Origin of the sequence: Mesorhizobium sp. M0898 (assembly GCF_040319695.1) — a bacterium.
In the GTDB taxonomy this organism is placed as follows: Bacteria; Pseudomonadota; Alphaproteobacteria; order Rhizobiales; family Rhizobiaceae; genus Mesorhizobium.
On sequence record NZ_JAMYOE010000023.1, the window covers coordinates 20820 to 43304 of the forward strand.

General features: G+C 60.9%; 22 protein-coding genes and 1 pseudogene. 9 read left to right on the plus strand and 14 right to left on the minus strand.

The window, feature by feature from the left end; all coding sequences use genetic code 11:
- Nucleotides 1–116 precede the first annotated feature (116 nt).
- Nucleotides 117–920, minus strand: a complete 804-nt coding sequence (locus tag NKH90_RS21720) for a helix-turn-helix domain-containing protein (protein ID WP_352820789.1) — start codon at nt 918–920, stop codon at nt 117–119.
- A gap of 115 nt (nt 921–1035) precedes the next feature.
- Between NKH90_RS21720 and NKH90_RS21725 the strand changes: the two genes are divergently transcribed.
- Nucleotides 1036–1896 (plus strand): SMP-30/gluconolactonase/LRE family protein, encoded by an 861-nt coding sequence (locus NKH90_RS21725; protein WP_352820791.1) that lies wholly within the window; start codon nt 1036–1038, stop codon nt 1894–1896.
- 15 nt (nt 1897–1911) lie between these two features.
- Here NKH90_RS21725 and NKH90_RS21730 read toward each other — a convergent pair.
- The 3 genes and pseudogenes from NKH90_RS21730 to NKH90_RS21740 form a co-directional block, all read right to left on the minus strand.
- A pseudogene (locus NKH90_RS21730) lies at nt 1912–2160 on the minus strand (sodium-independent anion transporter); the annotation flags it as partial.
- Nucleotides 2161–2419: 259 nt separating this feature from the next.
- Complete coding sequence (locus NKH90_RS21735) at nt 2420–3121, minus strand: phosphatase PAP2 family protein (protein WP_352820793.1); 702 nt, start codon at nt 3119–3121, stop codon at nt 2420–2422.
- A gap of 14 nt (nt 3122–3135) precedes the next feature.
- Nucleotides 3136–3474 carry a hypothetical protein gene (locus NKH90_RS21740; protein ID WP_023679017.1) on the minus strand — a complete coding sequence of 113 codons (339 nt, stop codon included), beginning with the start codon at nt 3472–3474 and terminating at the stop codon, nt 3136–3138.
- A gap of 201 nt (nt 3475–3675) precedes the next feature.
- On the opposite strand from NKH90_RS21740, the gene NKH90_RS21745 reads away from it, so the two are divergent.
- Nucleotides 3676–5667, plus strand: coding sequence for a PhoX family protein (locus NKH90_RS21745; RefSeq protein ID WP_352820795.1), 1992 nt, complete (start codon nt 3676–3678; stop codon nt 5665–5667).
- Nucleotides 5668–5768: 101 nt separating this feature from the next.
- On the opposite strand, the gene NKH90_RS21750 is transcribed toward NKH90_RS21745, so the two are convergent.
- The 4 genes from NKH90_RS21750 to NKH90_RS21765 all read right to left on the minus strand — a co-directional run bounded on the left by NKH90_RS21750 (nt 5769) and on the right by NKH90_RS21765 (nt 8806).
- On the minus strand, nt 5769–6449 hold the full coding sequence (locus NKH90_RS21750; protein WP_352820797.1) for a GNAT family N-acetyltransferase: 681 nt from the start codon (nt 6447–6449) through the stop codon (nt 5769–5771).
- A complete protein-coding gene (locus tag NKH90_RS21755) occupies nt 6446–6937 on the minus strand; it encodes a MarR family winged helix-turn-helix transcriptional regulator (protein WP_352539811.1) in 492 nt (163 codons plus the stop codon). Before NKH90_RS21755 ends, NKH90_RS21750 begins: the two co-directional genes overlap by 4 nt.
- Before the next feature lie 166 nt (nt 6938–7103).
- A complete protein-coding gene (locus tag NKH90_RS21760; RefSeq protein WP_352472853.1) occupies nt 7104–7865 on the minus strand; it encodes an ABC transporter permease in 762 nt (253 codons plus the stop codon).
- Nucleotides 7866–7879: 14 nt separating this feature from the next.
- A complete protein-coding gene (locus tag NKH90_RS21765; RefSeq protein WP_352472842.1) occupies nt 7880–8806 on the minus strand; it encodes an ABC transporter ATP-binding protein in 927 nt (308 codons plus the stop codon).
- Nucleotides 8807–9068: 262 nt separating this feature from the next.
- Between NKH90_RS21765 and NKH90_RS21770 the strand changes: the two genes are divergently transcribed.
- The 4 genes from NKH90_RS21770 (at nt 9069) to NKH90_RS21785 (ending at nt 12305) form a co-directional block, all read left to right on the plus strand.
- Nucleotides 9069–10442: a cytochrome ubiquinol oxidase subunit I gene (locus NKH90_RS21770; protein WP_352820799.1), complete on the plus strand. Its 1374-nt coding sequence runs from the start codon at nt 9069–9071 to the stop codon at nt 10440–10442.
- On the plus strand, nt 10439–11443 hold the full coding sequence (locus tag NKH90_RS21775; RefSeq protein WP_352771417.1) for a cytochrome d ubiquinol oxidase subunit II: 1005 nt from the start codon (nt 10439–10441) through the stop codon (nt 11441–11443). The genes NKH90_RS21770 and NKH90_RS21775 overlap by 4 nt, the downstream gene beginning before the upstream one ends.
- Nucleotides 11444–11545: 102 nt before the next feature.
- Complete coding sequence (locus tag NKH90_RS21780) at nt 11546–11869, plus strand: hypothetical protein (RefSeq protein ID WP_352820801.1); 324 nt, start codon at nt 11546–11548, stop codon at nt 11867–11869.
- Nucleotides 11844–12305 carry a hypothetical protein gene (locus NKH90_RS21785; RefSeq protein ID WP_352820859.1) on the plus strand — a complete coding sequence of 154 codons (462 nt, stop codon included), beginning with the start codon at nt 11844–11846 and terminating at the stop codon, nt 12303–12305. The genes NKH90_RS21780 and NKH90_RS21785 overlap by 26 nt, the downstream gene beginning before the upstream one ends.
- 196 nt (nt 12306–12501) lie before the next feature.
- Here NKH90_RS21785 and msrA read toward each other — a convergent pair whose 3' ends face one another.
- The 4 genes from msrA to NKH90_RS21805 form a co-directional block, all read right to left on the minus strand.
- The gene (msrA, locus tag NKH90_RS21790; RefSeq protein WP_352683643.1) at nt 12502–13230 is read right to left on the minus strand and encodes a peptide-methionine (S)-S-oxide reductase MsrA; all 729 of its coding nucleotides are present in this window, start codon (nt 13228–13230) and stop codon (nt 12502–12504) included.
- Nucleotides 13231–13307: 77 nt separating this feature from the next.
- Nucleotides 13308–13622 carry a hypothetical protein gene (locus NKH90_RS21795; RefSeq protein ID WP_352683642.1) on the minus strand — a complete coding sequence of 105 codons (315 nt, stop codon included), beginning with the start codon at nt 13620–13622 and terminating at the stop codon, nt 13308–13310.
- Between the two features lie 78 nt (nt 13623–13700).
- On the minus strand, nt 13701–14417 hold the full coding sequence (locus tag NKH90_RS21800) for a DUF1223 domain-containing protein (RefSeq protein ID WP_502898865.1): 717 nt from the start codon (nt 14415–14417) through the stop codon (nt 13701–13703).
- A gap of 184 nt (nt 14418–14601) precedes the next feature.
- The gene (locus tag NKH90_RS21805; RefSeq protein WP_352472836.1) at nt 14602–15687 is read right to left on the minus strand and encodes a TadE/TadG family type IV pilus assembly protein; all 1086 of its coding nucleotides are present in this window, start codon (nt 15685–15687) and stop codon (nt 14602–14604) included.
- Between the two features lie 159 nt (nt 15688–15846).
- On the opposite strand from NKH90_RS21805, the gene lepA reads away from it, so the two are divergent.
- Nucleotides 15847–17652: a translation elongation factor 4 gene (lepA, locus tag NKH90_RS21810; RefSeq protein ID WP_352820804.1), complete on the plus strand. Its 1806-nt coding sequence runs from the start codon at nt 15847–15849 to the stop codon at nt 17650–17652.
- 9 nt (nt 17653–17661) lie between these two features.
- Here lepA and NKH90_RS21815 read toward each other — a convergent pair whose 3' ends face one another.
- Together NKH90_RS21815 and NKH90_RS21820 are read right to left on the minus strand one after the other, a co-directional pair.
- Nucleotides 17662–18483, minus strand: coding sequence for a DNA adenine methylase (locus NKH90_RS21815; protein WP_352684053.1), 822 nt, complete (start codon nt 18481–18483; stop codon nt 17662–17664).
- Complete coding sequence (locus NKH90_RS21820; RefSeq protein WP_352820805.1) at nt 18483–20783, minus strand: DGQHR domain-containing protein; 2301 nt, start codon at nt 20781–20783, stop codon at nt 18483–18485. The genes NKH90_RS21815 and NKH90_RS21820 overlap by 1 nt, the downstream gene beginning before the upstream one ends.
- Nucleotides 20784–21103: 320 nt before the next feature.
- Between NKH90_RS21820 and NKH90_RS21825 the strand changes: the two genes are divergently transcribed.
- Both NKH90_RS21825 and NKH90_RS21830 read left to right on the plus strand, forming a co-directional pair.
- On the plus strand, nt 21104–21616 hold the full coding sequence (locus tag NKH90_RS21825; protein ID WP_352820806.1) for a hypothetical protein: 513 nt from the start codon (nt 21104–21106) through the stop codon (nt 21614–21616).
- A gap of 272 nt (nt 21617–21888) precedes the next feature.
- Complete coding sequence (locus NKH90_RS21830; protein ID WP_352820808.1) at nt 21889–22263, plus strand: hypothetical protein; 375 nt, start codon at nt 21889–21891, stop codon at nt 22261–22263.
- Nucleotides 22264–22485: the final 222 nt, after the last annotated feature.

The following is a 22485-nucleotide window of genomic DNA, read 5'->3' on the forward strand; positions in this document are numbered from 1 at the left end:
TTGTGTTTGAGCAGGGGACCTTCTGAGAACCGGTTTGCGGCCGATACTCAGGGGTAAGAAGCTCAGTCAGACTGGCTGCCGCCAACAGCCCGGACTCGGTCGTTCTGCATTTTGACCTAGGCCGGCAGACGTCGTCCGTTTGCGGCAGCCGCAACTCGATCGTCCGTCCGTGCGCCTGCGTCGCGCGGATGCGGCCCGATCGGCATGATCACCGGGAACGGCGTTGCGCCGAACGCAAACGTCCATTTGTAGCCGACCAGTCGGTCTTCAGGCGTCGTGTGCTGGTCGTGATGAGCAAGCAATTTGGCGCGCTCCGCCAATTCCTCCGCCTCGCGCCTGACCATTTCCGCCGTTTCCGGCCGCATCCGCCTGGAGAAGCTGACGAACGTCGACTCGCGCTCAAGATGGGTGATGGCCCAGCCGATGAAATTCTTGTTGGTCGTCTCGAACAGCGGCCGCAATGGCCCCTCGAAATTCCACTGGATCGGCGCCTCGATCAGCAGCCTTGCCGACAGGCCGCGACCGAGCGCGACCAGGCCGAGTTCCTCGAGCTCGCGCAGATAGAGGAACATCGAAGCCTCGCTCAGCCCTTGTGAGCGCATGATGCCTTCGGGCGTGAATTTCTCGGAAAGCATGACAAAGACGAACAGCAGTGCCGGCCGCCCGGCGAGCTTGCGCTCGATCTCCGGCGCGATCTGGTTGGCGGGTCCTGGTCCTCTGTTCATAGAGCCGAGCACGTTCTCCAACTCTACGCCGGCGGCAATGCAGATCTCCATCAGCCGGTCGAGCTTGCAGTTGCGCTCGTGGAAGATGCGCTTCACCGTCGGCTCGGAAACACCCATCCGCTCGGCGAGGACGCGATAGGTGATGCCCTTTGCCTTAAGCGTCCGCTTCAGCGCTTCGAAGATCAGGCCGTTCATGGGATGCACCTCTTTTGCACGATTTGGTATCAGCCTTCGGTACTAGTCCTGATAGCTCTTCCCGAAAAGTATCGAAAGGCCTAGCTCTCCGCCAGTCCATTACAGGAGACTAGCCATGAAGAGCCTCTTCACCTCGATGCTTCTCGCCCTGGTCGGCATCGCCGCCGCGCCGGCAGTTCAGGCCGCTGAACTCTGGCGCACCGGCGGCCTCGAGCAGCCTGAATCGGCGCTGTTCGACGCCGCCGGCCAGCGCGTTATCGTCTCGAACATCGTCGGCAATCCCGGCGAAGCCGACGGCAACGGCTATCTGTCGATCCTGTCGATGGACGGCAAGCTCGTCACGCAACACTGGACCGACGGCATGGACGCGCCCAAGGGCATGGCGATTGTCGGCGGCAAACTCTACGTCGCCGACCTCACCCATGTGCGCGTCGTCGACCTCGCAAGCGGCAAGCTAACATCGACGATCGACGTGCCGAACGCGGTCTTTCTCAACGACATGACCGCTGATGCATCCGGCAATGTCTACGTCACGGATATGCTTGCCGATACGATCTATCGCATCGACCGCGACCGGCCCGAACTGTTCGTCAGGGATGCGGCGCTTGCTTCGCCGAATGGCATCTTCGCCGATGGCGGCCGGCTGATCGTCGCTTCCTGGGGCAAGGGCATCAAGCCCGACTTCAGCACCGCGGAGCCGGGCGGCCTGCTCTCGGTCGATCTTGCTACCAAGGCCGTTTCGCCACTGACTGGCGCGGAAAAGTTTGCCAACCTCGATGGCGTCGTTGCCATCGGCGGCAGCATCTACGCCACTGCCTATATGACCGGCACGCTCTACCGCTACAAAGCCGGCGGCACGCCGCAAGCGGTTGCGACGTTCAAGCCGGGCAGCGCCGACATCGGCACCGACGGCAGGTCGACAATCTTCGTGCCGCTGATGAACGAGGGCGAGGTCTCAGCGTTGGGCCTCGACTAAGCCGGCGTTGCCAGCTCAGGCGACGGGCGCGGCTCTCCTCAGCTGCGCCCGCGCATCCGTGGTCGAGGCGCATAAGTCACCAGCGGCCGCCTGACGCCATGGTTGATCAGCATGCGGCGGATCCTGCGCTGAAGCGCCTGATATAATGAAGGGAACGCCGGCGCGGCTCGCCTTGTGGGCCGCGCCCTCGATGACATTGGCTGCCGTCGAATCGAAGAACGGCACCGCCGAACAGTCGAGGATGAAGTTCCTGCGCTGGCGCGGGCGGCGACGTCTTCCTGCACCAAGGATTGATGGTCTGCCTCCAAACATGCAGCACTCTTTGCCAGCCGATGCGCTGTCATGCTACAAACCTCGGCATCGTTTGGCGGGACATCCGCTGCGATCCCGATTTCACAGGAACGACTTCAAAAGGATGAGCCGGTGAAGATATTCAAAGCGTTGGCAACCTCGACAGCCTTGCTGTCGATGGTTTTCCTGCTGGCAGGCTGCGGTCATGGCCTGATCAACAGGCTGATTTGAGTCAGGTGCCGTCGGCCCGCCCAAGCCATCGCTGCAGGAACCGTGCCGCAAGCCAGCACAGCATCGCCCAGGCAAAGCCGGCGCACCAGCCGGCCAATACGTCGGACGGCCAGTGGACGCCGAGATAGATGCGGCTGATGCCGACCACCACCGTCGTCAGCACCGCCAGCCCGAGTACATAGATCTTCGTTGTGCGCCCGGGCAAAACCCGCGCCGCCATGCTGCCCAGCGTCAAATACGTCACCGCCGACAGCATGGCGTGGCCGCTCGGAAACGAAAGCGATGCCACATCGGCGAGATGCGAGACCAGATCAGGGCGCGGCCGGTCGATATCGAATTTCAGCACGCTTGACAGGAGCTGGCCGCCCGCTACCGCGACGAACATGAGAAGCGCCGCGCCTGGCCTGCGGATAAGAAGCAGATAGACGATCATTGCTGCCGTGATCAGCAGCAGTACGCTGGCGCTGCCGAGGCTGGTGATGTCGCGCATCGTCCCTTCCAGCCACGCCGGTCCGATCGGATTGTCGGGCTGGCCGGCCTTGCGGAAGGCAAGCAGGATTTCGGTGTCGAAGGCATGCGGCGTGGTGGCCCGCGCCAGCTCCATCAGCTCCTCGAACCCCCACAGCCCGCCGGCAATGACCAGCCCGGCCAGCAGAACCGGGAACTCCAGCCAGTTGGGCAGTCTGCTTGCAATCTTCTTCATCGGCCCGATCGCAGTTACAGCCTTTGCAGATAGGGCCCGAGCGTGATCAGCGCCACAGCTGCGATGGCAAGCACGATGCCGGTTGCCTGCAAGGCATTGACGCGCTCGCCGAAGAAGACCAGCGCCACCACATTCACCGACACCAGCTGGATCACCGCCGACAGGCTGAACGACACCGACATGCCGAATTCACGGATCAGCCTCAGCATGATCAGATTGCCCAGCGAGTAGAGCGCCAACGTCAGCACGATCTTGCCGAGGCTCGGCGCCAGCCCCCACTGTTTTGCGGCCATCGCCGCCAGCAGGAAGATCACCGTCGAGACGCAGAGCTGCCCAAGTCCCCAGAAACTCACTTTTGTTCCTCCCGATGCGGTCCCTACCGCCTGCCGCAGCTCTTGTTTCCGAAGCGCCGGTCGCGGTCAAGCGGGGCCGATGTTGGATACGAAATCGCAGGTGGCAATTTAGCCGGCATGTCATCAAACTGTGACCTGCCGGTAATACCGGATTGGCCAGGCAACACGCTCCAGCAATCCATCCAGCCAGAGGCAGGCCCTATGACCGAACATCGCACCCCTGACGCCCATTTCCGCACCAGCTTGCTCGAGGAAAACGATGGGCCAGGAGCCAATCCCACCGGCAACCGCACCATGGGTGAGATCATCGCCGCGCGGTTCTCACGCCGCGGCTTCCTCAAGGGTTCGCTTGCCGTCTCGGCCATAGCCGCTACCGTCAGCCCGCTGGCGCTGATCACCGCCGACAACGCCCGCGCCGCCGAAGGCTCCGCCTTCGCTTTCGACGAGCTCGAGGCCGGCATCGACGACAAGCATCACGTCGCACCTGGCTATGACGCCGACGTGCTGCTGCGCTGGGGCGATCCGCTGTTCGCCGATTCGCCGGGATTCGATCCGACAAAACAGTCGGCGGAAGCCCAGGCCAGACAATTCGGCTACAACAACGACTATGTCGGTTATATCCCGATCGACGGCTCGGCCGAGCACGGCCTGCTGGTCGTCAATCACGAATACACCAATCCGCACCTGATGTTTCCGGGCCTGGTCACCATCGTCGATGGCAAAGCCAAGCAGGCGCCCCTCAGCAAGGAGCAAGTCGATGTCGAGATGGCCGCGCATGGCGGCACTATCGTCGAGATACGCAAGGTATCAGGCAAATGGCAGGTCGTTCGCGACGGCAAGCTCAACCGCCGCATCACCTCCAACACCGAGATCGCGCTCTCCGGCCCGGTCGCCGGCCACGACCGCGTCAAGACCAGCGCCGATCCGACCGGCACGAAGGTCATCGGCACCATCAACAATTGCGCCGGCGGCGTCACGCCGTGGGGCACCTATGTCATGGCCGAGGAGAACATCCACGGCTATTTCTCGGGCGAGCTGCCGCAGGGCCACAAGGAGGCGGCCAATTACAAGCGCCTCGGCATTCCCGAAGGTGCCTATGAATGGGCAGCGCATTACGACCGTTTCGACATCGGCAAGGAGCCTAACGAGCCGAACCGCTTCGGCTGGATCGTCGAGGTCGACGTCCAGGATCCGACTTCGGTGCCGAGGAAGCGCACCGCCATGGGCCGCTTCAAGCATGAGGGCGCCGAATCGATCGTCGCCCAGGATGGCCGTGTCGTCTTCTATCTCGGCGACGACGAGCGCTTCGACTATGTCTATAAGTTCGTCACCACAGGCAAGTTCGATCCGGACAACCGCGCCGCCAACATGGATTTGCTCGACGACGGCACCTTGCATGTCGCCAAGTTTGCCGACGACGGTTCGGTCGAATGGCTGCCGATCGTCTTCGGCCAAGGGCCGCTGACGGCGGAGAACGGCTTTGCCAGCCAGGCCGACGTGCTGATCGAGACGCGCCGCGCCGCCGACCTGCTCGGCGCCACCAAGATGGACCGCCCGGAAGACATCCAGCCCAATGCCGCCAACGGCAAGGTCTATGTCATGCTGACCAACAATTCGAAGCGCAAGGCCGACCAGGTCGACGCTGCCAACCCGCGTGCCGAAAATGCCTTTGGCCACATCATCGAGATCGTCGAGGACGGCGGTGATTTCACCGCGACAAAGGGCAGGTGGGAAATCCTGCTGAAATGCGGCGATCCCGCTGTGGCCGACGTCGGCGCCACCTTCTCGACCGCAACCACCGCCAATGGCTGGTTCGGCATGCCGGACAATTGCACGGTAGATTCGGCTGGCCGCCTCTGGGTCGCCACCGACGGCCAAGGCCCGAAAGCCACCGGCCGCACCGATGGTCTGTGGGCTGTCGATACGGAGGGGACGGCACGGGCGACATCAAAGCTGTTCTTCCGCGTGCCGATCGGCGCCGAAATGTGCGGTCCCCTGTTTGCGCCGGACGACCAGACCGCCTTCGTTGCCGTCCAGCATCCGGGCGACGGCGGCGAGGACTGGGAGGCTTTCGGCCGTCCGTCCTACTATGAGGATTTGTCGACGCGCTGGCCCGACTTCAAGCCGGACATGCCGGTGCGCCCGGCGGTCGTTGCCATCACCAGGCAAGGCGGCGGCAAGATCGCGGTCTGACACGCAGCAAGGTCTTGCAGTCTCAAGGAAGGATTTCGGCGGTACGAAATCCTTCCTTCCGATACGGGATGCATCCATGCTGCGCATCATGCGCCGACTAATCATTCGGTGCGCTGAACCACGGCCACATTCATTGTGCTTCGCAACCTGAAGCCGATGGACTCGTATAACGCTATGGCCGCGGCGTTGCTGGCATAGGCGTGGAGATAGGGAACTTCGCCGCGCGCCACTATCCGGTTTGCCACGAACAGGGACAGCAGCTTTCCTAGGCCACCGCCGCGAAATTCCGGATGTGAGCACACCCCGCTGAGTTCAGTATAGCCAGGTTGCTTCATGCGCTCGCCGGCCATTGCCGCAAGCCTGCCCTCGATCTTCACACCCCAAAAATCGCCCAGGCTCAAGGCTTCGAGCGTGAATGGGCCAGGCTTGGTGAGCAATGCCAGGGCGAGCATCTCAGCAGCATCGTCTCGGGTCAGACGATGCACGCGCGGGTCGGAGACGATCTGCAATGGCTGCTCGGCGATCATCTGAACCCCGGCTGCGGTCGAAGTCGCGAAAAGCCCCGTGGGCAGAGCAATCGCGTCCGTTTGAAGCAGGATCACACTCTCGCCCGGGGGGACAAGGTTTTCGAGCGCCCGCAGGCTTTCCGGGTCGTCCGCACCAGTGGCGGCGAAAGGGACGATCGACGGCCGATATCGCATGGCGAGGTTGTCACCCTCCGCGAAGGCCCGATGTCGCGTCTGAAGCGCGCTCCAGATAGGGCGGTCGAGCAGATGTCTCATTGCGCGGCACCCTCAGGCTTATTTACACGACGGTCGAGAGGGGCAGCGGCGAGGCCGTCCTCGATGGCAGCCAGCTGCTCAAGAAGCGGCCCCGAAAAACCTGCGCACAAATCCGCGACCACGTTCTCGATGCAAGGCCAGACGTCGCGCTTTGCGACATCGACCAGCCGCCGCCCGTCCCGAGTAAGCGAGACGATCCTGCGCCGCTGGTCATCGGTCGACGGACTGACTTCGAGCAGTCCCAATTCGGCCAGAAGCGAGACGCTTCGCGTTACGCCTGGCTGCGCGATGCCAAGGGATTGCGCCAGTTCCCCGACCGACAGCGGACCCAGCCTGTCGAGCGCGGCCAGCAGCGGGTATTGGCTCGCCTGAACCGGGACATCCAGCCTGTCGAGCAGGCGCTGCGCCTCCGCTTGCAGTTGCTCGCCTATACGCTTCAGCCTGCTGCCCAGGCACAGAAAGCCAAGCGATCGTATGACGTCTTCCATAGGCCAATTCATCCCCATGAACATCGATAACATGATATATAACAATGCATGAAAAGCAAGATCGAGGCATTCAAGCGCGGGCTCCAGGCATCGGGCGCAGGCCTATCGCCTTCGGCAAGGAAAGGTCGATCGATCAGGCTGCTTCGCCTGGACGAGGCCCGTTCGATCAGTTGCGCAGCCGGTAGCCGGTCCTGAAGATCCAGGCGACGATCGTTATGCAGATGAGCAGGAAGACCACCGTCATGCCGAGGCTGACGCCGACCGAAACGTCGGACTTGCCGTAGAAGCTCCAGCGGAACCCACTGACCAGGTAGACCACCGGGTTGAACAGCGTCACCGTGCGCCAGATGCCGGGCAGCATGTTGATCGAATAGAAGCTGCCGCCGAGGAAGGTCAGCGGCGTGATGATCAGCAGCGGCACTAGCTGCAGCTGCTCGAAGCTCTTCGCCCAGATGCCGATGATAAAGCCGAACAGGCTGAAGGTCACCGCCGTCAGCACCAGGAAGGCGAGCATCCAGAACGGATGCTCGATCGTCAGCGGCACGAACAGCGAGGCCGTCGCCAGGATGATCAGGCCAAGCACGATCGACTTTGTCGCCGCGCCCCCGACATAGGCGATGACGATCTCCAGATAGGACACCGGCGCGGACAGCAATTCGTAGATCGAGCCGACGAATTTCGGAAAATAGATGGCGAAAGAGGCGTTGGAGATCGATTGCGTCAGCAGCGACAGCATGATCAGCCCCGGTACGATGAAGGCGCCGTAGCTGATGCCGTCGATCTCGGTGATGCGCGAGCCGATGGCCGAACCGAAGACGACGAAATAGAGCGACGTCGAAATCACCGGCGAAACGATGCTCTGCAGCACAGTGCGAAGGGCGCGCGCCATCTCCACCCGATAGATCGCCCATACCGCATGAAGATTCATGGCCGCGCGCGGGTTCATGCCGGTTTCCTCACCAGGTTGACGAAGATCTCCTCGAGCGAGCTGTTTTCCGTATCGATGTCGCGGAACTGGATGCCGGCCGCCTCGAGCTCGCGGATCAGCGAGGCGACGCCCGGCCGTTCGCTCTGGTTGTCATAAGTATAGGTCAGCTGTCCGCCATCCGGCGAAAGCTCCAGCGCGTAGTGCGAAAAAGCATCGGGAACGGTGGCCAGGGGACTGCGCAGTTCCAGCACAAGCCGTTTGCGGCCAAGCTTGCGCATCAGCTCGGCCTTGTCCTCCACCAGCACGATCTCGCCGCGGTTGATGACGCCGACGCGGTCGGCCATCGCCTCGGCTTCTTCGATGTAATGCGTGGTCAGGATGATGGTGACGCCGTCTTCGCGCAGCCGGCGCACCATCGCCCACATGTCCTGGCGCAGCTCGACGTCGACGCCTGCCGTCGGTTCGTCGAGGAACAGGATGCGCGGTTCGTGCGACAGCGCCTTGGCAATCATCAGCCGGCGCTTCATGCCGCCGGACAGCGTGATCGCCTTGGCGTCCTTCTTGTCCCAGAGCGACAGGTCGCGCAGCACCTTTTCGACGAACGCCTTGTCCGCCGGCTTGCCGAACAGGCCGCGGCTGTAGTTGACCGTCGCCCACACGCTCTCGAAGGCGTCGATGGTCAGTTCCTGCGGCACCAGCCCGATCAGACTGCGCGCGGCGCGGTAGTCGCGGTTGATGTCATGGCCGTCGACGGTGACGGAACCCGACGAGCGGTTGACGATGCCGCAGACGATCGAGATCAGCGTTGTCTTGCCGGCGCCATTCGGCCCGAGCAGCGCAAAGATCTCGCCGCGCACGATGTCGAGATTGATCTCCTTCAGCGCCTTGAAGCCGGTGGCGTAGGTCTTGGTGACCCCGGAAATCGAGATGATCGGCTGCATGGCTGAAAACGACTGCTTGAAACAGAGTTGTTGATTTAATCCGCTGAATGTCGGTCCGCAAATCCGGATGTCAATGGCGCTCCCGACAGTTCTGGACATCGAGGTTCGCCGGAATAGGCAACACCTGCCCGGTCGTCCAGCCAAATTCCACGCAAAAGCAGATTAACCGCACTGCGGCGTTCCGCCTCGCGGCGGGACGCCGCTTTGACCGTCCGGTGCATCAAGCCTATCCTTCAACAAACAAGCAGCAGCCGGAGCCGCCATGGACCCGCTCATCCTGTCGCGCATACAGTTCGGCGCGAACATCTCGTTCCACATCCTGTTCCCGGCGATCACCATCGCGCTCGGCTGGGTGCTGCTGTTCTTCAAGCTCCGCTACAACGCGACAAACGATTCCGCCTGGATGCGCGCGTATTTCACCTGGGTTAAGGTATTCGCGCTGTCCTTCGCCATGGGCGTGGTTTCCGGCGTCACCATGAGTTTTCAGTTCGGCACCAACTGGCCGGGCTATATGGAGACGGTCGGCAACATTGCCGGCCCGCTGCTGGCCTACGAAATCCTGACCGCCTTCTTCCTCGAGGCGGCGTTCCTCGGCATCATGCTGTTCGGCTTCCGCCGCGTCTCGAACCGCGTCCATACGCTGGCGACGGTGCTGGTGGCCGGCGGCACCACCTTGTCCGCCTTCTGGATCATCGCGCTCAATTCGTGGATGCAGACACCGGCCGGTTTCGAGATGCGCAATGGTGTTGCGCACGCCACCGACTGGTGGGCCGTTGTCTTCAATCCGTCCATGCCCTACCGGCTCGTTCATATGCTGCTTGCTTCGGGGCTGACCGTCTCGTTCCTGATCGCCAGCCTGTCGGCGCTGCGCTATCTCTACGGCGATCGCTCGGAATCGATGTGGAAGGCCCTGCGCACCGGCGTCTTCACCGCCGCTATCCTGATTCCCATCCAGATCTTTGCCGGCGACCAGCACGGCCTCAACACGCTGGAACACCAGCCGCAGAAGATCGCCGCCATGGAAGCCAACTGGAACACCGGTCCCGACGTGCCGTTGGTGCTGTTTGCTCTTCCCGATGAAGCGGCCAAGCAGAACAGGTTCGAGCTCACCATTCCGGATGGCGCCAGCCTCATCCTCAGGCACAGCGCCGGCGGCATCGTGCCGGGTCTGAACGATTATGCCGGCAACCATCCGCCGGTATTTCCGGTGTTCTGGGGCTTTCGCATCATGGTCGGCACCGGCCTCCTGATGCTCGCCGTCTCCTGGTCGGCGGCCTTCTTCCTCAAGCGCCGCCACGGCCTGCCCAAGCCGCTGGCGCTTGTCATGGTGCCGATGGCGCTGTCCGGCTGGCTGGCGACGCTGGCCGGCTGGTACACCACCGAGATCGGCCGCCAGCCCTGGCTGGTCACCGGCGTGCTGCGTACCGCCGATGCTGTCGGGCCGGTCGCCGGCAGCCATGTCGCGCTGTCGCTCGCGGTCTATCTCATCCTCTATGTGCTGCTCTTGATCGCCTATCTCGGCGTGTTGGTGCATCTGGCATTGAAGGCGGCGAAGGATGGTGACACCTCGCCGCTGCCGGGCGTCATGAACAGGCCGCTGTCGCAGCCGGTTGCGCAACCGGGAGAAACATCATGAGCTTCGACTGGCCGACCCTGCTGCCTCTGATCTTCGCCGGCCTGATGGGCCTCGCTATCCTGATCTACGTCATCCTCGACGGCTTCGATCTCGGCATCGGCATCCTGTTCGCCGCAGCCGAAGACACCGAGCAGGATACGATGATCGCCGCCATCGGCCCGTTCTGGGACGCCAACGAGACCTGGCTGGTGCTGGCGGTCGGCCTGCTGCTGGTCGCCTTCCCATTGGCGCACGGCACCATTCTGACGGCGCTCTACATTCCGGTCTTCGTGCTGCTGGTCGGTTTGATCCTGCGCGGCGTCGCATTTGATTTCCGCGCCAAGGTGCCGGCCGGCAGGAAGCACCGCTGGAACCGCATCTTTTTCCTCGGCTCGGTCATCGCGTCGCTGGCGCAAGGTTATATGCTCGGCGTCTATGTGCTCGGCCTCGACGTCGGCCCTGGCGGCGTCGCTTTCGGCGCGCTGGTGGCGCTCTGCCTTGCCGCGGCCTACGCGGCGATGGGAGCGGCCTGGGTCATCTACAAGACGGAAGGCGATCTGCAGAAGAAGGCGGTGCTGTGGCTGCGGACGGCGCTGGTGCTGACCGCGCTCGGCATGGTCGCGGTATCGCTGGCCACGCCCTTTGCCAGCGCGCGCATCTTCGACAAATGGTTCGTCTGGCCGGCCATGCTCTATTTGTCGCCGCTGCCGATCCTGTCGGCAGTGCTGTTCCTGTGGCTGTGGCGCCAGACCTTCCATCTGCCGAAACCCGGCGACCGCCACGCGCTGCTCCCGTTCCTGACATTGGCCGCGATCTTCACGCTCGGTTTTGCCGGCCTCGCCTGGTCGTTCTACCCCTTCGTGGTGCCCGACCGGCTGACCATCTGGCAGGCTGCTTCGGCACCCGAAAGCCTGGCGGTCATCCTGGTCGGGACGGTCGTCGTGCTGCCGATCATCATCTTCTATTCGTTCTTTGCCTACCGGGTGTTCGCCGGCAAGGCGACGGATCTGACCTATGACTGACCGGCATCGCCGTCGCAGCCTGAAACAGAATATTCATCTTCAAGCGGAATAACCTTCTCTGGCCGGCCCAGCAGAATCGCCGGCAAGAAGAAGGGCAACAGAATGAACCCCTTTTCTGCGGCAGGACAGGATCGGCTGCTGCTTTTGCTGATCTGGACGGTCGCGCTGATCGGCGCACTCGCGCTTGCCGGCCTGCTGCCGGCCATGCCGCAGGCGCATGCCCAGGACGCGGCCAACTGGACGGGCGTGTGGGACACGAAGTGGCGCGGCGGCGGCGCCCAGATCAAGTTCGAGCAGACCGGCACTGACGTAAAGGGCGTGTACCCGCTTTATAACGGCCGTATCGAGGCCAAGGCCCGATCAGCTACGTTACGTCCTGGCCGAGCTGCGCAAGCTGCTGATTGCCCATCCGCGCGTCATCGATGAGCCGTGCCGAGTGCGCTTTGCCGGCTTTGGCGCCTATTCGCTCGATATCGACGTGTTCACCTACGTCAAAACCGCCGACGTGGCCGAGTTCCAAGCCATCCGCGAGGACATCCTGCTGTCCATGATCAACATCATGGACGATGCCGGCGCGCAGTTCGCCTTCCCTTCGTCACTGGAATACAGAGCCACCGACCTTCCGGTCGACGACGAAAAACGCATCGCCGCGGAGAAAAGGGTCAGCGATTGGCGCGAGACGGAAAACCTGCCTTTCCCCGACTTCAGCCAGATCGACAAATTCGCCCTCAACAACACACTTGCCTACCCGCCTGAGGGCTCGGCGCATTATCGCGAGACAGAGCCCGATCCGGACTCGGCCGAGGCAAAGGCGACGCTGGAGAAGGTGCGCTGGAGCCTGCCTTGGAAAAAGGGGGACTAGTGCGAAGCGCGGAAACTGCTGATCTCCCCCCTTGAGGGGGAGATGTCGCTGAAAGCGACAGAGGGGGGTCGCCGCGCGTGGAGTGCCAACTTCGTCTTCCTCGATATGCCGGACCGCGTCGCGCCAACCGAACCGACCCCCTCTGGCCTGCCGGCCATCTCCCCCTCAAGGGGGGAGATCAGCAGGCCCCAAAAGCTCAGCTCTTGTTGGCGGCCAGCACCAGCACCGGCTTTTCGCGGTAGAGGTTGGGGAACAGCCGCTTCAGGTTCTCGACCTTGGGCAAATCGTTGTAGACGATGTAGGGGTAGGTCGGGTTGAGCGTCAGAAAGTCCTGGTGATAGTCCTCGGCCGGATAGAAGGTCTTGCCGGTCTCCAGCGTCGTCACGATCGGCTTGGGAAACACCTTGGCCTTGTCGAGCTGGGCGATGTAGCTTTCGGCGATCTTTTTCTGCGTGTCGTTTTCGGCAAAGATCGTCGAACGGTACTGGGTGCCGCTGTCCGGACCCTGGTAGTTCAATTGCGTCGGGTTGTGCGCCACCGAGAAATACACCTGCAGCAGATGGCCGTAGGTCACCTTGGACGGCTCGTAGGTGATCTCGACGGATTCGGCATGGCCCGTCCGGCTGGTGCCGACCATTTCATAGACGGCCGTGTCCTTGTCGCCGCCGGCATAGCCGGAAACGGCGCTGGTGACGCCCTTGACGTGCTGGTACACGCCTTGCACACCCCAGAAGCAGCCGCCGGCGAAGACCGCCTTTTCGGTGCCGGCGGTGGCCTTCTCGTCCATTGCCGGCGGCGGGATCACCACCGCGTCTTCGGCCGAGACTGCCGGCGTCTGCCAGAATACGGCCGCGGCGGCCGTGAGGATGAGCGCGGCAAGTGCTGCTTTTGCGAAAATCGACGATCGTTTCACGACTCCGGTCATGTCTGATCTCCCATGATGCTGGTTTGGATTATACGACGGATAGGTCCGCCGGGCTCTCACATTGCTGTGCGCATCGCCTATTTGGCCGGAGCCATGGCATCGCAGGCCTTGGTCGCCTCTGTCTTCTTCATGGCGTCCGTCTCGGCGGCGGCCTTGTTCATGCAGTCGACCTTCATCGGATCGTCCGCCTTCATCGCAGTCGTGGCCATCGCGTCAGCCGCCATGGCGCCGGCCGGCTTCATGGCGTCCGTTGCCGGCTTCATGGCGTTTGTCGCCATCGCCGGCTTCATCGCATCTTCGGCCCGCGCCGGGCCTCCGGCGAACAGCGCCGTCGAGCAAAGTGCGAAGGCGAGTGCCGCCAGGGTCGGGCGATTGGTCAAACGATTGGTCATGATGATCTCCTAGGGTTCTGGCAGGGTTGATCGCATGCGGCGGCGCCGCTGCGCGTTGTGAAAATTTCGGCAGGGTTTCTAGTTGGTAGCGGCAGCAAGGATCGGCCCGCCGCCCGGCACCTGCACCAGCACCGCTGTGCTGAGGCCGCCCGTCGCCGCCGGCAGCGGCAGTGCGGTGGCGTCGCCGGTCCAACTGCCCAGCCTGGTCAGCGAATGCACGACATTGGCGTGCGGCAGCGTGCGGCCGGTGTTTTCGCCGCGCGCCACCGGCACCTCGACGATGCCCTTGCCGTAACGCACCAGCCAGACGTCGGCCTTGCCGCCGGGCACCGGACCGGCGCCGATGCTGACCTTTCCGCCGGCGAGCGACAGCGAAGGTCCGTCACCGTGGCCGCCGCTCGAAATCAGCTGCTCGATCTCGCCCGGCCTGGCGCCGACGGCATCGGCCCTGCCATTGACCACCACTTGCGGCGTGAACGGGCCGGAACGGCCGAGCGACGGTTCATAGCGGACCTGGCGCTGCGTGAATTCTTCTTTGCCGAATGTGTCCTTCCAGCCGAGATAGTCCCAGTAGGTGACGTTGAAGGACAGCGCCAGCACGCCGGGCCGGTCCTTGACCTTGATCAGATTGGCGTTGGCCGGCGGGCAGGACGAGCAGCCCTGGCTGGTGAACAGCTCTACGACGGTCAGCGTCTGTCCGGCGGCCGCGCTGGTTGCCGACAGCACAGTCGCGGAAAACAGTGCCGCGGCGAGCCCCATCAGGGCTGTGCTGCGTTTCGCTGTCGATCCGGGCATCGCATTTCTCCTGCGCAGACATCGTGTCATGTCCACACTTCGCCGCCGACGCACGCTTCGTTACAGCATCACCGCTTCGTGATTGAGGAGAAGTCCGAGTTCCTAGAGCATTGGCGAGGGCCGAGGCGATGTCCGATCTCCCCCTTGAGGACCCACAAGGGGGAGGTAGGCACTCAAGTCGCCCCTATTGTGTGAGCACGGTTTCCGAAGGCCGCTTGTTGAACGCGCACTTGCCGGTCACAAAATAGGAAAAATCGGCATCGTCTATGGTGTTGTTGGTAAGTGATCCGCCATCTTCCCACGCTTGACTGCTGGTGATGCCGCACGGCACGGCCTCAAAGATGTCGACAGTCGTATTGGCCAGTGTCTTGACCTTGTCGATGAACAATCGGTCGGACGTGGCCGGATCGTCCGATCGCAGGGTTTCTTTCGTGCCCGAGGCCAGATAGCCGCCGCCAAGACCAGGATTGGGATTCGGAATCTTCATCTCCAGAGACAGGTTATCCATGTCCTTCACATCGATCACCGCACCGGCGCCGGTCGCGGGATACATCGTGTTGACGCAGGTGGTTGCGTATTTCCTGGTGCCGCTGATCTGAGTGATTGTGCCGGTGGGCAAGCCATAGAAGCTGGTCACCGTGACGGTCGTGCATACTTGTTTCTGGACCAGCGTCTCCGTCGTTCCGTTGATCGTGTAAACAGAGGACGTCCCGTAGCCTTTGGGATCGCCAAACCTGTTGTACGCGTAGGAGATCCTCATCAGCTTGTTGGCCACCGTGTCCCCGAATTTGGTGCCGTAGAGCGTCACCGTCTTGTCCCACCAGCCAGAGATCTTGTCGACCTTGAACGTGGCCTCCACCAATGCCGGCCGCTTTGTCACTGCCGACGCAACGCCGACCTGCACCGTGTTGATCCTCGCGATCTGCATGAAATTCGTCGGCATGGCAAAGCCGGCCGAAGCCTTGATGCTGGCGGCGCCGTCGGTGGCGACGACGAAGCTGTCGAGCTTGGCCGTGCCTTGCCCGCCATTGGCCAGATATGAGTCCTGCAGGCTTACCTGGCGGTCCGCCAACGTCGTGGTCGTCGCAAGCGTCGTGATCGACAGCGACGCTGCATCGAGGGCGTTCTGCATCGATGCCCTGGTTGAAACCGCGGAGGTATAGTCGATGGAAAAACCCAATGCGGCAACCATCGGGATAAGCAAGATGGCGAGCAATGGCGCGAACGAGCCGCTCACCGATCTGAGAAATTTGCGTGCTGACGGCGGCATTCCGATCCCCCCGAAACGGCGATAGACCGGTGGGCTACCACGCCGGGCGCAAACTATGCTCTAATCTCATGGATCAAAGTTTAACGACTTTGCCGCCCCGCCGCCGCACCCGCGTCCCGCCGCTTGCCGATGTACCGTGCCCCTGCTAAAGCGCGCCGCATGACCACGCCGATCAAGAACATCCGCAACTTCTCCATCGTTGCCCATATCGACCATGGCAAATCCACGCTTGCCGACCGGCTGATCCAGTCGACCGGCGGGCTGGAGCTGCGCGACATGAAGGAGCAGGTGCTGGACTCGATGGACATCGAGCGCGAGCGCGGCATCACCATCAAGGCGCAGACGGTGCGGCTGAAATACCGCGCCAACAATGGACAGGACTATATCCTCAACCTGATCGACACGCCCGGCCATGTCGACTTCGCCTATGAAGTGTCGCGCTCGCTCGCCGCCTGCGAAGGTTCGCTGCTGGTCGTCGACGCCTCGCAGGGCGTCGAGGCGCAGACGCTGGCCAATGTCTACCAGGCGATCGACAACAACCACGAGATCGTCGTGGTGCTGAACAAGGTCGACCTGCCCGCCGCCGAGCCCGAGCGCATCCGCGAACAGGTCGAGGAGGTGATCGGCATCGACGCCTCCAACGCCGTGCTGATCTCGGCCAAGACCGGGCTTGGCATCCCCGACGTGCTGGAAGCGATCGTCAACGATCTGCCGCCGCCGCGCGAGGGCGACATCGCGGCCCCGCTGAAGGCGATGCTGGTCGACAGCTGGTACGACGCCTATCTCGGCGTCATCGTGCTGGTCCGCATCATCGACGGCGTCTTGAAGAAGGGCCAGACCATCCGCATGATGGGTACCGGCGCCAGGTACCTGGTCGAGCGCACCGGCGTCTTTACGCCAGCCCGCATCAATGTCGACGAGCTCGGCCCCGGCGAGTTCGGTTTCTTCACCGGCTCGATCAAGGAGGTTGCCGACACCCGCGTCGGCGACACCATCACCGAGGACAAGCGGCCGACGGCACAGGCCCTGCCCGGCTTCAAGCCGGCACAGCCGGTGGTGTTCTGCGGCCTGTTCCCGGTCGACGCCGCCGATTTCGAGGATCTGCGCGCCGCGGTCGGCAAGCTGCGCCTCAATGACGCGTCCTTTTCGTTTGAAATGGAAACCAGCGCGGCACTCGGCTTCGGCTATCGCTGCGGCTTCCTCGGCCTGCTGCATCTCGAAATCATCCAGGAGCGGCTGGAGCGCGAGTTCAATCTCGACCTCATCGCCACCGCGCCTAGCGTCGTCTACCGCCTGCTGTTGAACGACGGCTCGGTCAAGGAACTGCACAACCCGGCCGACATGCCCGACGTCGTCAAGATTGCGGCCATCGAGGAGCCGTGGATCCGCGCCACCATCCTCACCCCCGACGACTATCTCGGCGGCATCCTGAAGCTCTGCCAGGACCGGCGCGGCATTCAGGCCGACCTCTCCTATGTCGGCAAACGCGCCATGCTGATCTACGATCTGCCGCTCAACGAGGTGGTCTTCGACTTCTACGACCGGCTGAAGTCGATCTCCAAGGGCTACGCCTCGTTCGACTATCATTTGACCGACTACAAGGAAGGCGACCTGGTCAAGATGTCGATCCTGGTCAATGAGGAGCCGGTCGATGCGCTGTCGATGCTGGTCCACCGGACGGCGGCGGAAAAGCGCGGCCGCCAGATGTGCGAGAAGCTGAAGGAGCTGATCCCGCATCATCTGTTCAAGATCCCGATCCAGGCGGCGATCGGCGGCAAGGTCATCGCCCGCGAGACCATCTCGGCGCTGCGCAAGGACGTCACCGCCAAATGCTACGGCGGCGACGTCTCACGCAAACGCAAGCTGCTCGACAAGCAGAAAGAGGGCAAGAAGCGGATGCGCCAGTTCGGCAAGGTGGACATCCCGCAGGAAGCGTTTATCCAGGCGCTGAAGATGGGCGATTGAGGCCTATTTTCAGTAGCCCACGCGCACAAAAATCTCCGTGATGGAAGCGCGCGAGGCCTTGAGCCCACCGATAGTGCTATGGCGAGTAAGTTCAACTATCTCACCAAATGTTTTGTAGAGCTCTAACACGCTAGTGTGATTGGCATTACTAACGGCTAATTTAACTCCTCGTCCTTTAGCTTTTAGTACAGACTTTGCGAGTCGTTCTTGGTCCGACCACGAAAAGAGTCTTTCATTATATTTATTAAATCCATTGTAATTGTGTTTTACAGTATATGGTGGATCTAGATAGACGAAATCCCCCTCGCTAGACATATCGACGATGGTTTCGAAATCTTTCGAGATAAGTTCCGATTCGGAAAACGCTGACGAAACGGCCGAAAAATCGTCGGTCTTCAGCAATATTTCAGACTTAGAACCTTTAGGTACGTTGAACTCTCCGCTCCTATTGACGCGATATAGACCGTTGTAGCACGCTCTGTTCATGTATAGAAACCACGCAGCCCGGGCGAAGCGCTCGTCTGGAGGCGAGCTTCGTTGAAGATAATAATAAGATTCGCTGTGAAGCCCAGCATGCGATTCCAACTGCTCTGCTACGGATGACCAGTCATCGCGAATCGCTCGATACATTGCAATCAGTTCGGCATTTGCATCAGACAAGATCGAATTTTGAGGTCGCAGCCCCAGAAAGATCGACGCACCGCCTAGAAAGGGTTCAAAATATCGCTTGAAATGGTTGGGGAACAGTTCCCGGTGGCGGTTGGCTAGCCACCTCTTGCCACCAGCCCACTTAAGCGGAGAGATGACCGAATTTGGTGCACGGAGAAGCATCAAATCAGCCTTTTTCTAAGTTCAGATTCTATAAACTTTAGGAGAGCCACGTCCTCTTCAGAATAAGCACGATTATAAGGATGCGCCCATACTTTGCGAACCTCGTTAAAGTCCTCCAGCCAAATTAGATTCTTTGCAAGGCCCTTGGGCTGTATCGGGAGGGGAAAATGCAGGCTCTCCTTAAAGAAAGGCCAGTTTTCCGAACTTTCTACAATCTTTTTCAATTCAAGAAGATCCAGGTAAGTTTCAAGCGGCTTTGCGCCAGTGGGGTCATCCAGGCTCTTTTCGTAAGCCTTCTTTTTTATTTCTTTATTCTTAATACCTGCATTAAAGAAGTCTGAGCCATACTGCTCTTTTAGCCGCCTAACTACGAAGCTGTGAACCTCGTCTGTGATCCACGAAACCAATCGGTCACATTCTTCTCGTAGTTCCTTGTTCGTACCGGCCAAATATTCTTTCAGCCCATCTGGCTCAAAATCGGTGTGATCTCGACTCACCAGCTCTGCCGCCTTGTAGAAATAGCGAGCTGGCCCCCCGGAGCCAAACGGAACGTAGAACCGCTCTTTAAAGGCTTCGTCAGAGCTGTCCGAGATGAAATCAAAAAGGGACTTACCAAACTCCACGATCCTTAACACGAGCGCTTGGGGCTCCATCTCGTGCGGGTCGAGTTTTAGTTTCAGATTGAAATGGCGCACAACCTCCCCACAAAGCCTCAAATGGGCTTGGATCGCCGGATTGTAGCAAAGCAGTTGCTGAGGCCCCCCTTCCCATCTGGGGACATTGGCGGCTCGAACAGCGCTAAAATAGCCGCTCAGAAAGTCGGAGGTATTTTCCAGCGTAGATTTTCTGCTGCCACCGGTTAGGGCGCCCGGTAGGTATGAATCATCTCGGTTGGAGCGTCGCCCCAACAACCCGCTTTTCAAGAGAGCCTGTTTGACTTGAGGCAAGGTCAGAACTTGGTTTTTGGTGGCTGGAACACCGGGTGGCGCAAAACGATCTTCGAACGGCCCTGCAATCTCATGCCTAAGTTGATCCAGTGATCGAGCCGCTATTCCCCCCGCCGACTCTTCAGGATCGTCTGAGTTCCATTTCAATTCGCCATCCAACTCATCAAGCAGGCGGGGCTGAACCTGCTTCTGCTCCTTGTTGATCGTCGTAAAAAGAATAGCTTCTTCGGTGGCGGGAAGCTTCTCAAAAGCAACAACCGGTATAATTGGGTCCCGTCCCTCCTCCATCAAAGAAGCCCCATACAGTCGGTGCTGCCCGTCAATCACCCAACAGGTTTTATATGAGTCCGGTAGATAGAGCTTACCAAATCGCACATCGGCATCTTCGTCGCGGTCCTTTTGGTCGAATCGAACCGGCGTGTGAAAGCTGACGATAATGGAGTTCGCGAAGTATCCTCCTTTCGAAAGGAAGGCGGCAATTGCCTTTATTCTCCTGGAATCGATCAGTCGTTGGTACGAAGGGGCCCCAGACGGATCTCGAAGGTCGCGATGATTGACGAATGCCCGCCTAAGCAAGTCCTTTGCAGGTATGGTAAAAGCATATGCTGTTCGACCCCCAAGCTTAAATTTTGAGGCAGAAACATGTCTATTTGCTAGTGCAGGGATTTTTTGGCCGCTTAGAAATTCGGCAACGAACTGGTGCTTTGCTGCTCGCCCCAGCGTTTTCGCAATCTCTTGAAAGTACCTCAGCTCCTGCTCTCGCAGAACGTGCACTTGTTTTTCCTTGGCCTTCTCAAGGTCTCCGTCCGCCCAGCGAATATGAGCGGTAACTACACACCAGATTATCTTTCTGTTTGAACCCTCGCCAAGGAACCTCCTCAGGGTGTTCGCTATTGATCGCTTGTGCACATCAAGATCGGCAACCACACTGAACGGGCTTTTCCGCTTTAAGCTCTCGGCTGTCCGGCACTCAGCTACGACAATTGTGTCCTCGTCTATTCCCAGCACACTTATCGTTTTAGACGTGCGCCCGCCGTCCGCCTCGATCGGCAAAGCCAGATCATGCCCGAGGTTAAGACGTTCAAATCCAAGTAAGTAGAGAACTGACCAAAATCGATTCTCTAACATTTCCTCACTTGATTTCGCTCGACGTAGACGCGTCCCCGTCTTCAGGGATCTGTCAAATTCCCACCCTTGGCTTTTAAATTCCTCGACAGACGCGGGGCTGACTCTCTGATAGTCAAATGCCTGCTTGCGGTTCTTATATTCAGAAATCCGCTCGGATCGTGTTGAAGCGAAGCACGCATCGCTCAATTTTTCGATTTGATTCGTCCCCATATCGCGGATGTTCAAGATATTTTCTGCAATTTCAACTGTGGGGAAACTCCGTGGTCCGGTTAGACACGTGTTTCCGCTCCGTGGGTGTGCTGTATCGGTCAAAATAACCCGAAACATACCATCGCCCGAAAGGAATGGCACCTCTCGACGCCTCCGTCTCGTTCCGTTCACTTCGCCCGGCAATACTGCGCCGCTCGAAATCCGTGACAGCGCTATTTGGGGAAAATCTTCCCGGCATCGGGCCGTTCACGAAATGGTTGATTTCGGCCCGCATAAGCCCACTCTTTAAGAACGCCCAATCCTGAAGTATCCTTTGGCTTGGAAGGGAGGTCTCAATGCCTTCCACTCTGGACATCGTCGCCGCAATCGGCCTCGCCATCGGCGGCGCTCTGGGCCTCGCCGGCACCTTCGTGGCGAGCGCCGAGCTTCGCGAAACGCTCTGGACGATCGACGGCGTGGCGCTCGTGGTGGCGACCGCGCTGCTGACGATGAAATATCAGCGGCAGGGCAATGACTGGGTGGCGGCTGGATTTTTGACCTTTCTCGCCGGCGAAAGCCTGCTGCTGGCCGGCAATGCGGCAGGGCTTGAGGCCAGCGTGCCCTCCTATGTCGGCGGCATCTCGCTTTGGGCGGCGGCGCTGGTCATGGTCAGCGCGCCGAAAACCTTCGCGCCGTGGATGCGGCTTACCGCTGTCGTGGCGGCTGTGCTGTTCGTCGTCTCGGCCGGCCTGATCCTGTGGGGTGCGCCTTTGCTGCCGACCTCGGCGCCGCTGCCCGCTGCCGGATATCCCTTCCTCGTGCTCACATTCATCGGCTGGATCTGGACGCTGCTGAAGCCCAGCCGGTGAGGCCAGTCGGACCGCCCCCTCTCCGGCCGCTTCGCGGCTCCCCACTTTGTGGGGGCGAGGAACCCAGGTCTTGTGAGGCTTCGGTGATTGGCATTTCCTCGCCCCACGAAGTGGGGAGAGGTGGTTTGCGAAGCAAACCAGAGAGGGGTCTTCCTTGGCAACGCTGCGCTTTCGCGATGTGCAAATGGCGCATCCCCTTCCACCCATCCCGCCGCCATGCCATGTTCCCCCTCGCGGCCGGGCAGGCCGCTTCATTCCGGGGGGAAATTATCATGTCGTCCTATGCTCTCGCGCGCCGCGTCGCCGCGTCGCTGTTCATTGTCACGCTGTTTGGGCCCGTCGCGCATGCCGGCGATGTCACCTTCGAGATCAAGAACAGCCATCCGAACGCCATGCGCGTCGAGCTCTACAGCCAGGACCGCGATCATGTCTGGCCGGGCAACAATCAGGATTACTATCTCAACGATGGCGAGACCAAGTCGATCCCGCTGTCCTGCAGTGACGGCGAATCGATCTGCTACGGCGCCTGGGTCGACGGCGACGAGAACACCTATTGGGGCGTCGGCCCAGGCAATACGGAAAAGTGCGACGATTGCTGCTACACCTGCAGTGGCGGCGAGACCGAGGAAATCGATCTGGTTCCGTGACGTGGCAGATCTCCCCCCCTTGAGGGGGAGATGTCGCCAAAGGCGACAGAGGGGGTCGCCGCGCATAGAGCGCCAACCTGTTCTGCAGCAGTAGGCCGAGTCCGGTCGTGCCGACCCCCTCTGGCCGCTGCGCGGCCATCTCCCCCTCGAGGGACCCTCGAGGGGGAGAGGGCCGTCCCGCGAGTGCAGGCCGGCAACGGAATTTCAAAGCTGAAACAAAAA

Excerpts from the sequence above, each read along its gene's own strand:
- NKH90_RS21760 (WP_352472853.1), bottom strand. The coding sequence starts at position 7,865 with ATGAATCTTCATGCGGTATGGGCGATCTATCGGGTGGAGATGGCGCGC.
- NKH90_RS21805 (WP_352472836.1), bottom strand. The coding sequence starts at position 15,687 with ATGCCGCCGTCAGCACGCAAATTTCTCAGATCGGTGAGCGGCTCGTTC.
- NKH90_RS21750 (WP_352820797.1), bottom strand. The coding sequence starts at position 6,449 with ATGAGACATCTGCTCGACCGCCCTATCTGGAGCGCGCTTCAGACGCGA.
- NKH90_RS21800 (WP_502898865.1), bottom strand. The coding sequence starts at position 14,417 with ATGCCCGGATCGACAGCGAAACGCAGCACAGCCCTGATGGGGCTCGCC.
- NKH90_RS21775 (WP_352771417.1), top strand. The coding sequence starts at position 10,439 with ATGAGCTTCGACTGGCCGACCCTGCTGCCTCTGATCTTCGCCGGCCTG.
- NKH90_RS21725 (WP_352820791.1), top strand. The coding sequence starts at position 1,036 with ATGAAGAGCCTCTTCACCTCGATGCTTCTCGCCCTGGTCGGCATCGCC.
- NKH90_RS21770 (WP_352820799.1), top strand. The coding sequence starts at position 9,069 with ATGGACCCGCTCATCCTGTCGCGCATACAGTTCGGCGCGAACATCTCG.
- NKH90_RS21780 (WP_352820801.1), top strand. The coding sequence starts at position 11,546 with ATGAACCCCTTTTCTGCGGCAGGACAGGATCGGCTGCTGCTTTTGCTG.
- NKH90_RS21825 (WP_352820806.1), top strand. The coding sequence starts at position 21,104 with ATGCCTTCCACTCTGGACATCGTCGCCGCAATCGGCCTCGCCATCGGC.
- NKH90_RS21795 (WP_352683642.1), bottom strand. The coding sequence starts at position 13,622 with ATGACCAATCGTTTGACCAATCGCCCGACCCTGGCGGCACTCGCCTTC.
- NKH90_RS21755 (WP_352539811.1), bottom strand. The coding sequence starts at position 6,937 with ATGGAAGACGTCATACGATCGCTTGGCTTTCTGTGCCTGGGCAGCAGG.
- NKH90_RS21765 (WP_352472842.1), bottom strand. The coding sequence starts at position 8,806 with ATGCAGCCGATCATCTCGATTTCCGGGGTCACCAAGACCTACGCCACC.
- NKH90_RS21720 (WP_352820789.1), bottom strand. The coding sequence starts at position 920 with ATGAACGGCCTGATCTTCGAAGCGCTGAAGCGGACGCTTAAGGCAAAG.
- NKH90_RS21735 (WP_352820793.1), bottom strand. The coding sequence starts at position 3,121 with ATGAAGAAGATTGCAAGCAGACTGCCCAACTGGCTGGAGTTCCCGGTT.
- lepA (WP_352820804.1), top strand. The coding sequence starts at position 15,847 with ATGACCACGCCGATCAAGAACATCCGCAACTTCTCCATCGTTGCCCAT.
- NKH90_RS21745 (WP_352820795.1), top strand. The coding sequence starts at position 3,676 with ATGACCGAACATCGCACCCCTGACGCCCATTTCCGCACCAGCTTGCTC.
- msrA (WP_352683643.1), bottom strand. The coding sequence starts at position 13,230 with ATGACCGGAGTCGTGAAACGATCGTCGATTTTCGCAAAAGCAGCACTT.
- NKH90_RS21830 (WP_352820808.1), top strand. The coding sequence starts at position 21,889 with ATGTCGTCCTATGCTCTCGCGCGCCGCGTCGCCGCGTCGCTGTTCATT.
- NKH90_RS21815 (WP_352684053.1), bottom strand. The coding sequence starts at position 18,483 with ATGCTTCTCCGTGCACCAAATTCGGTCATCTCTCCGCTTAAGTGGGCT.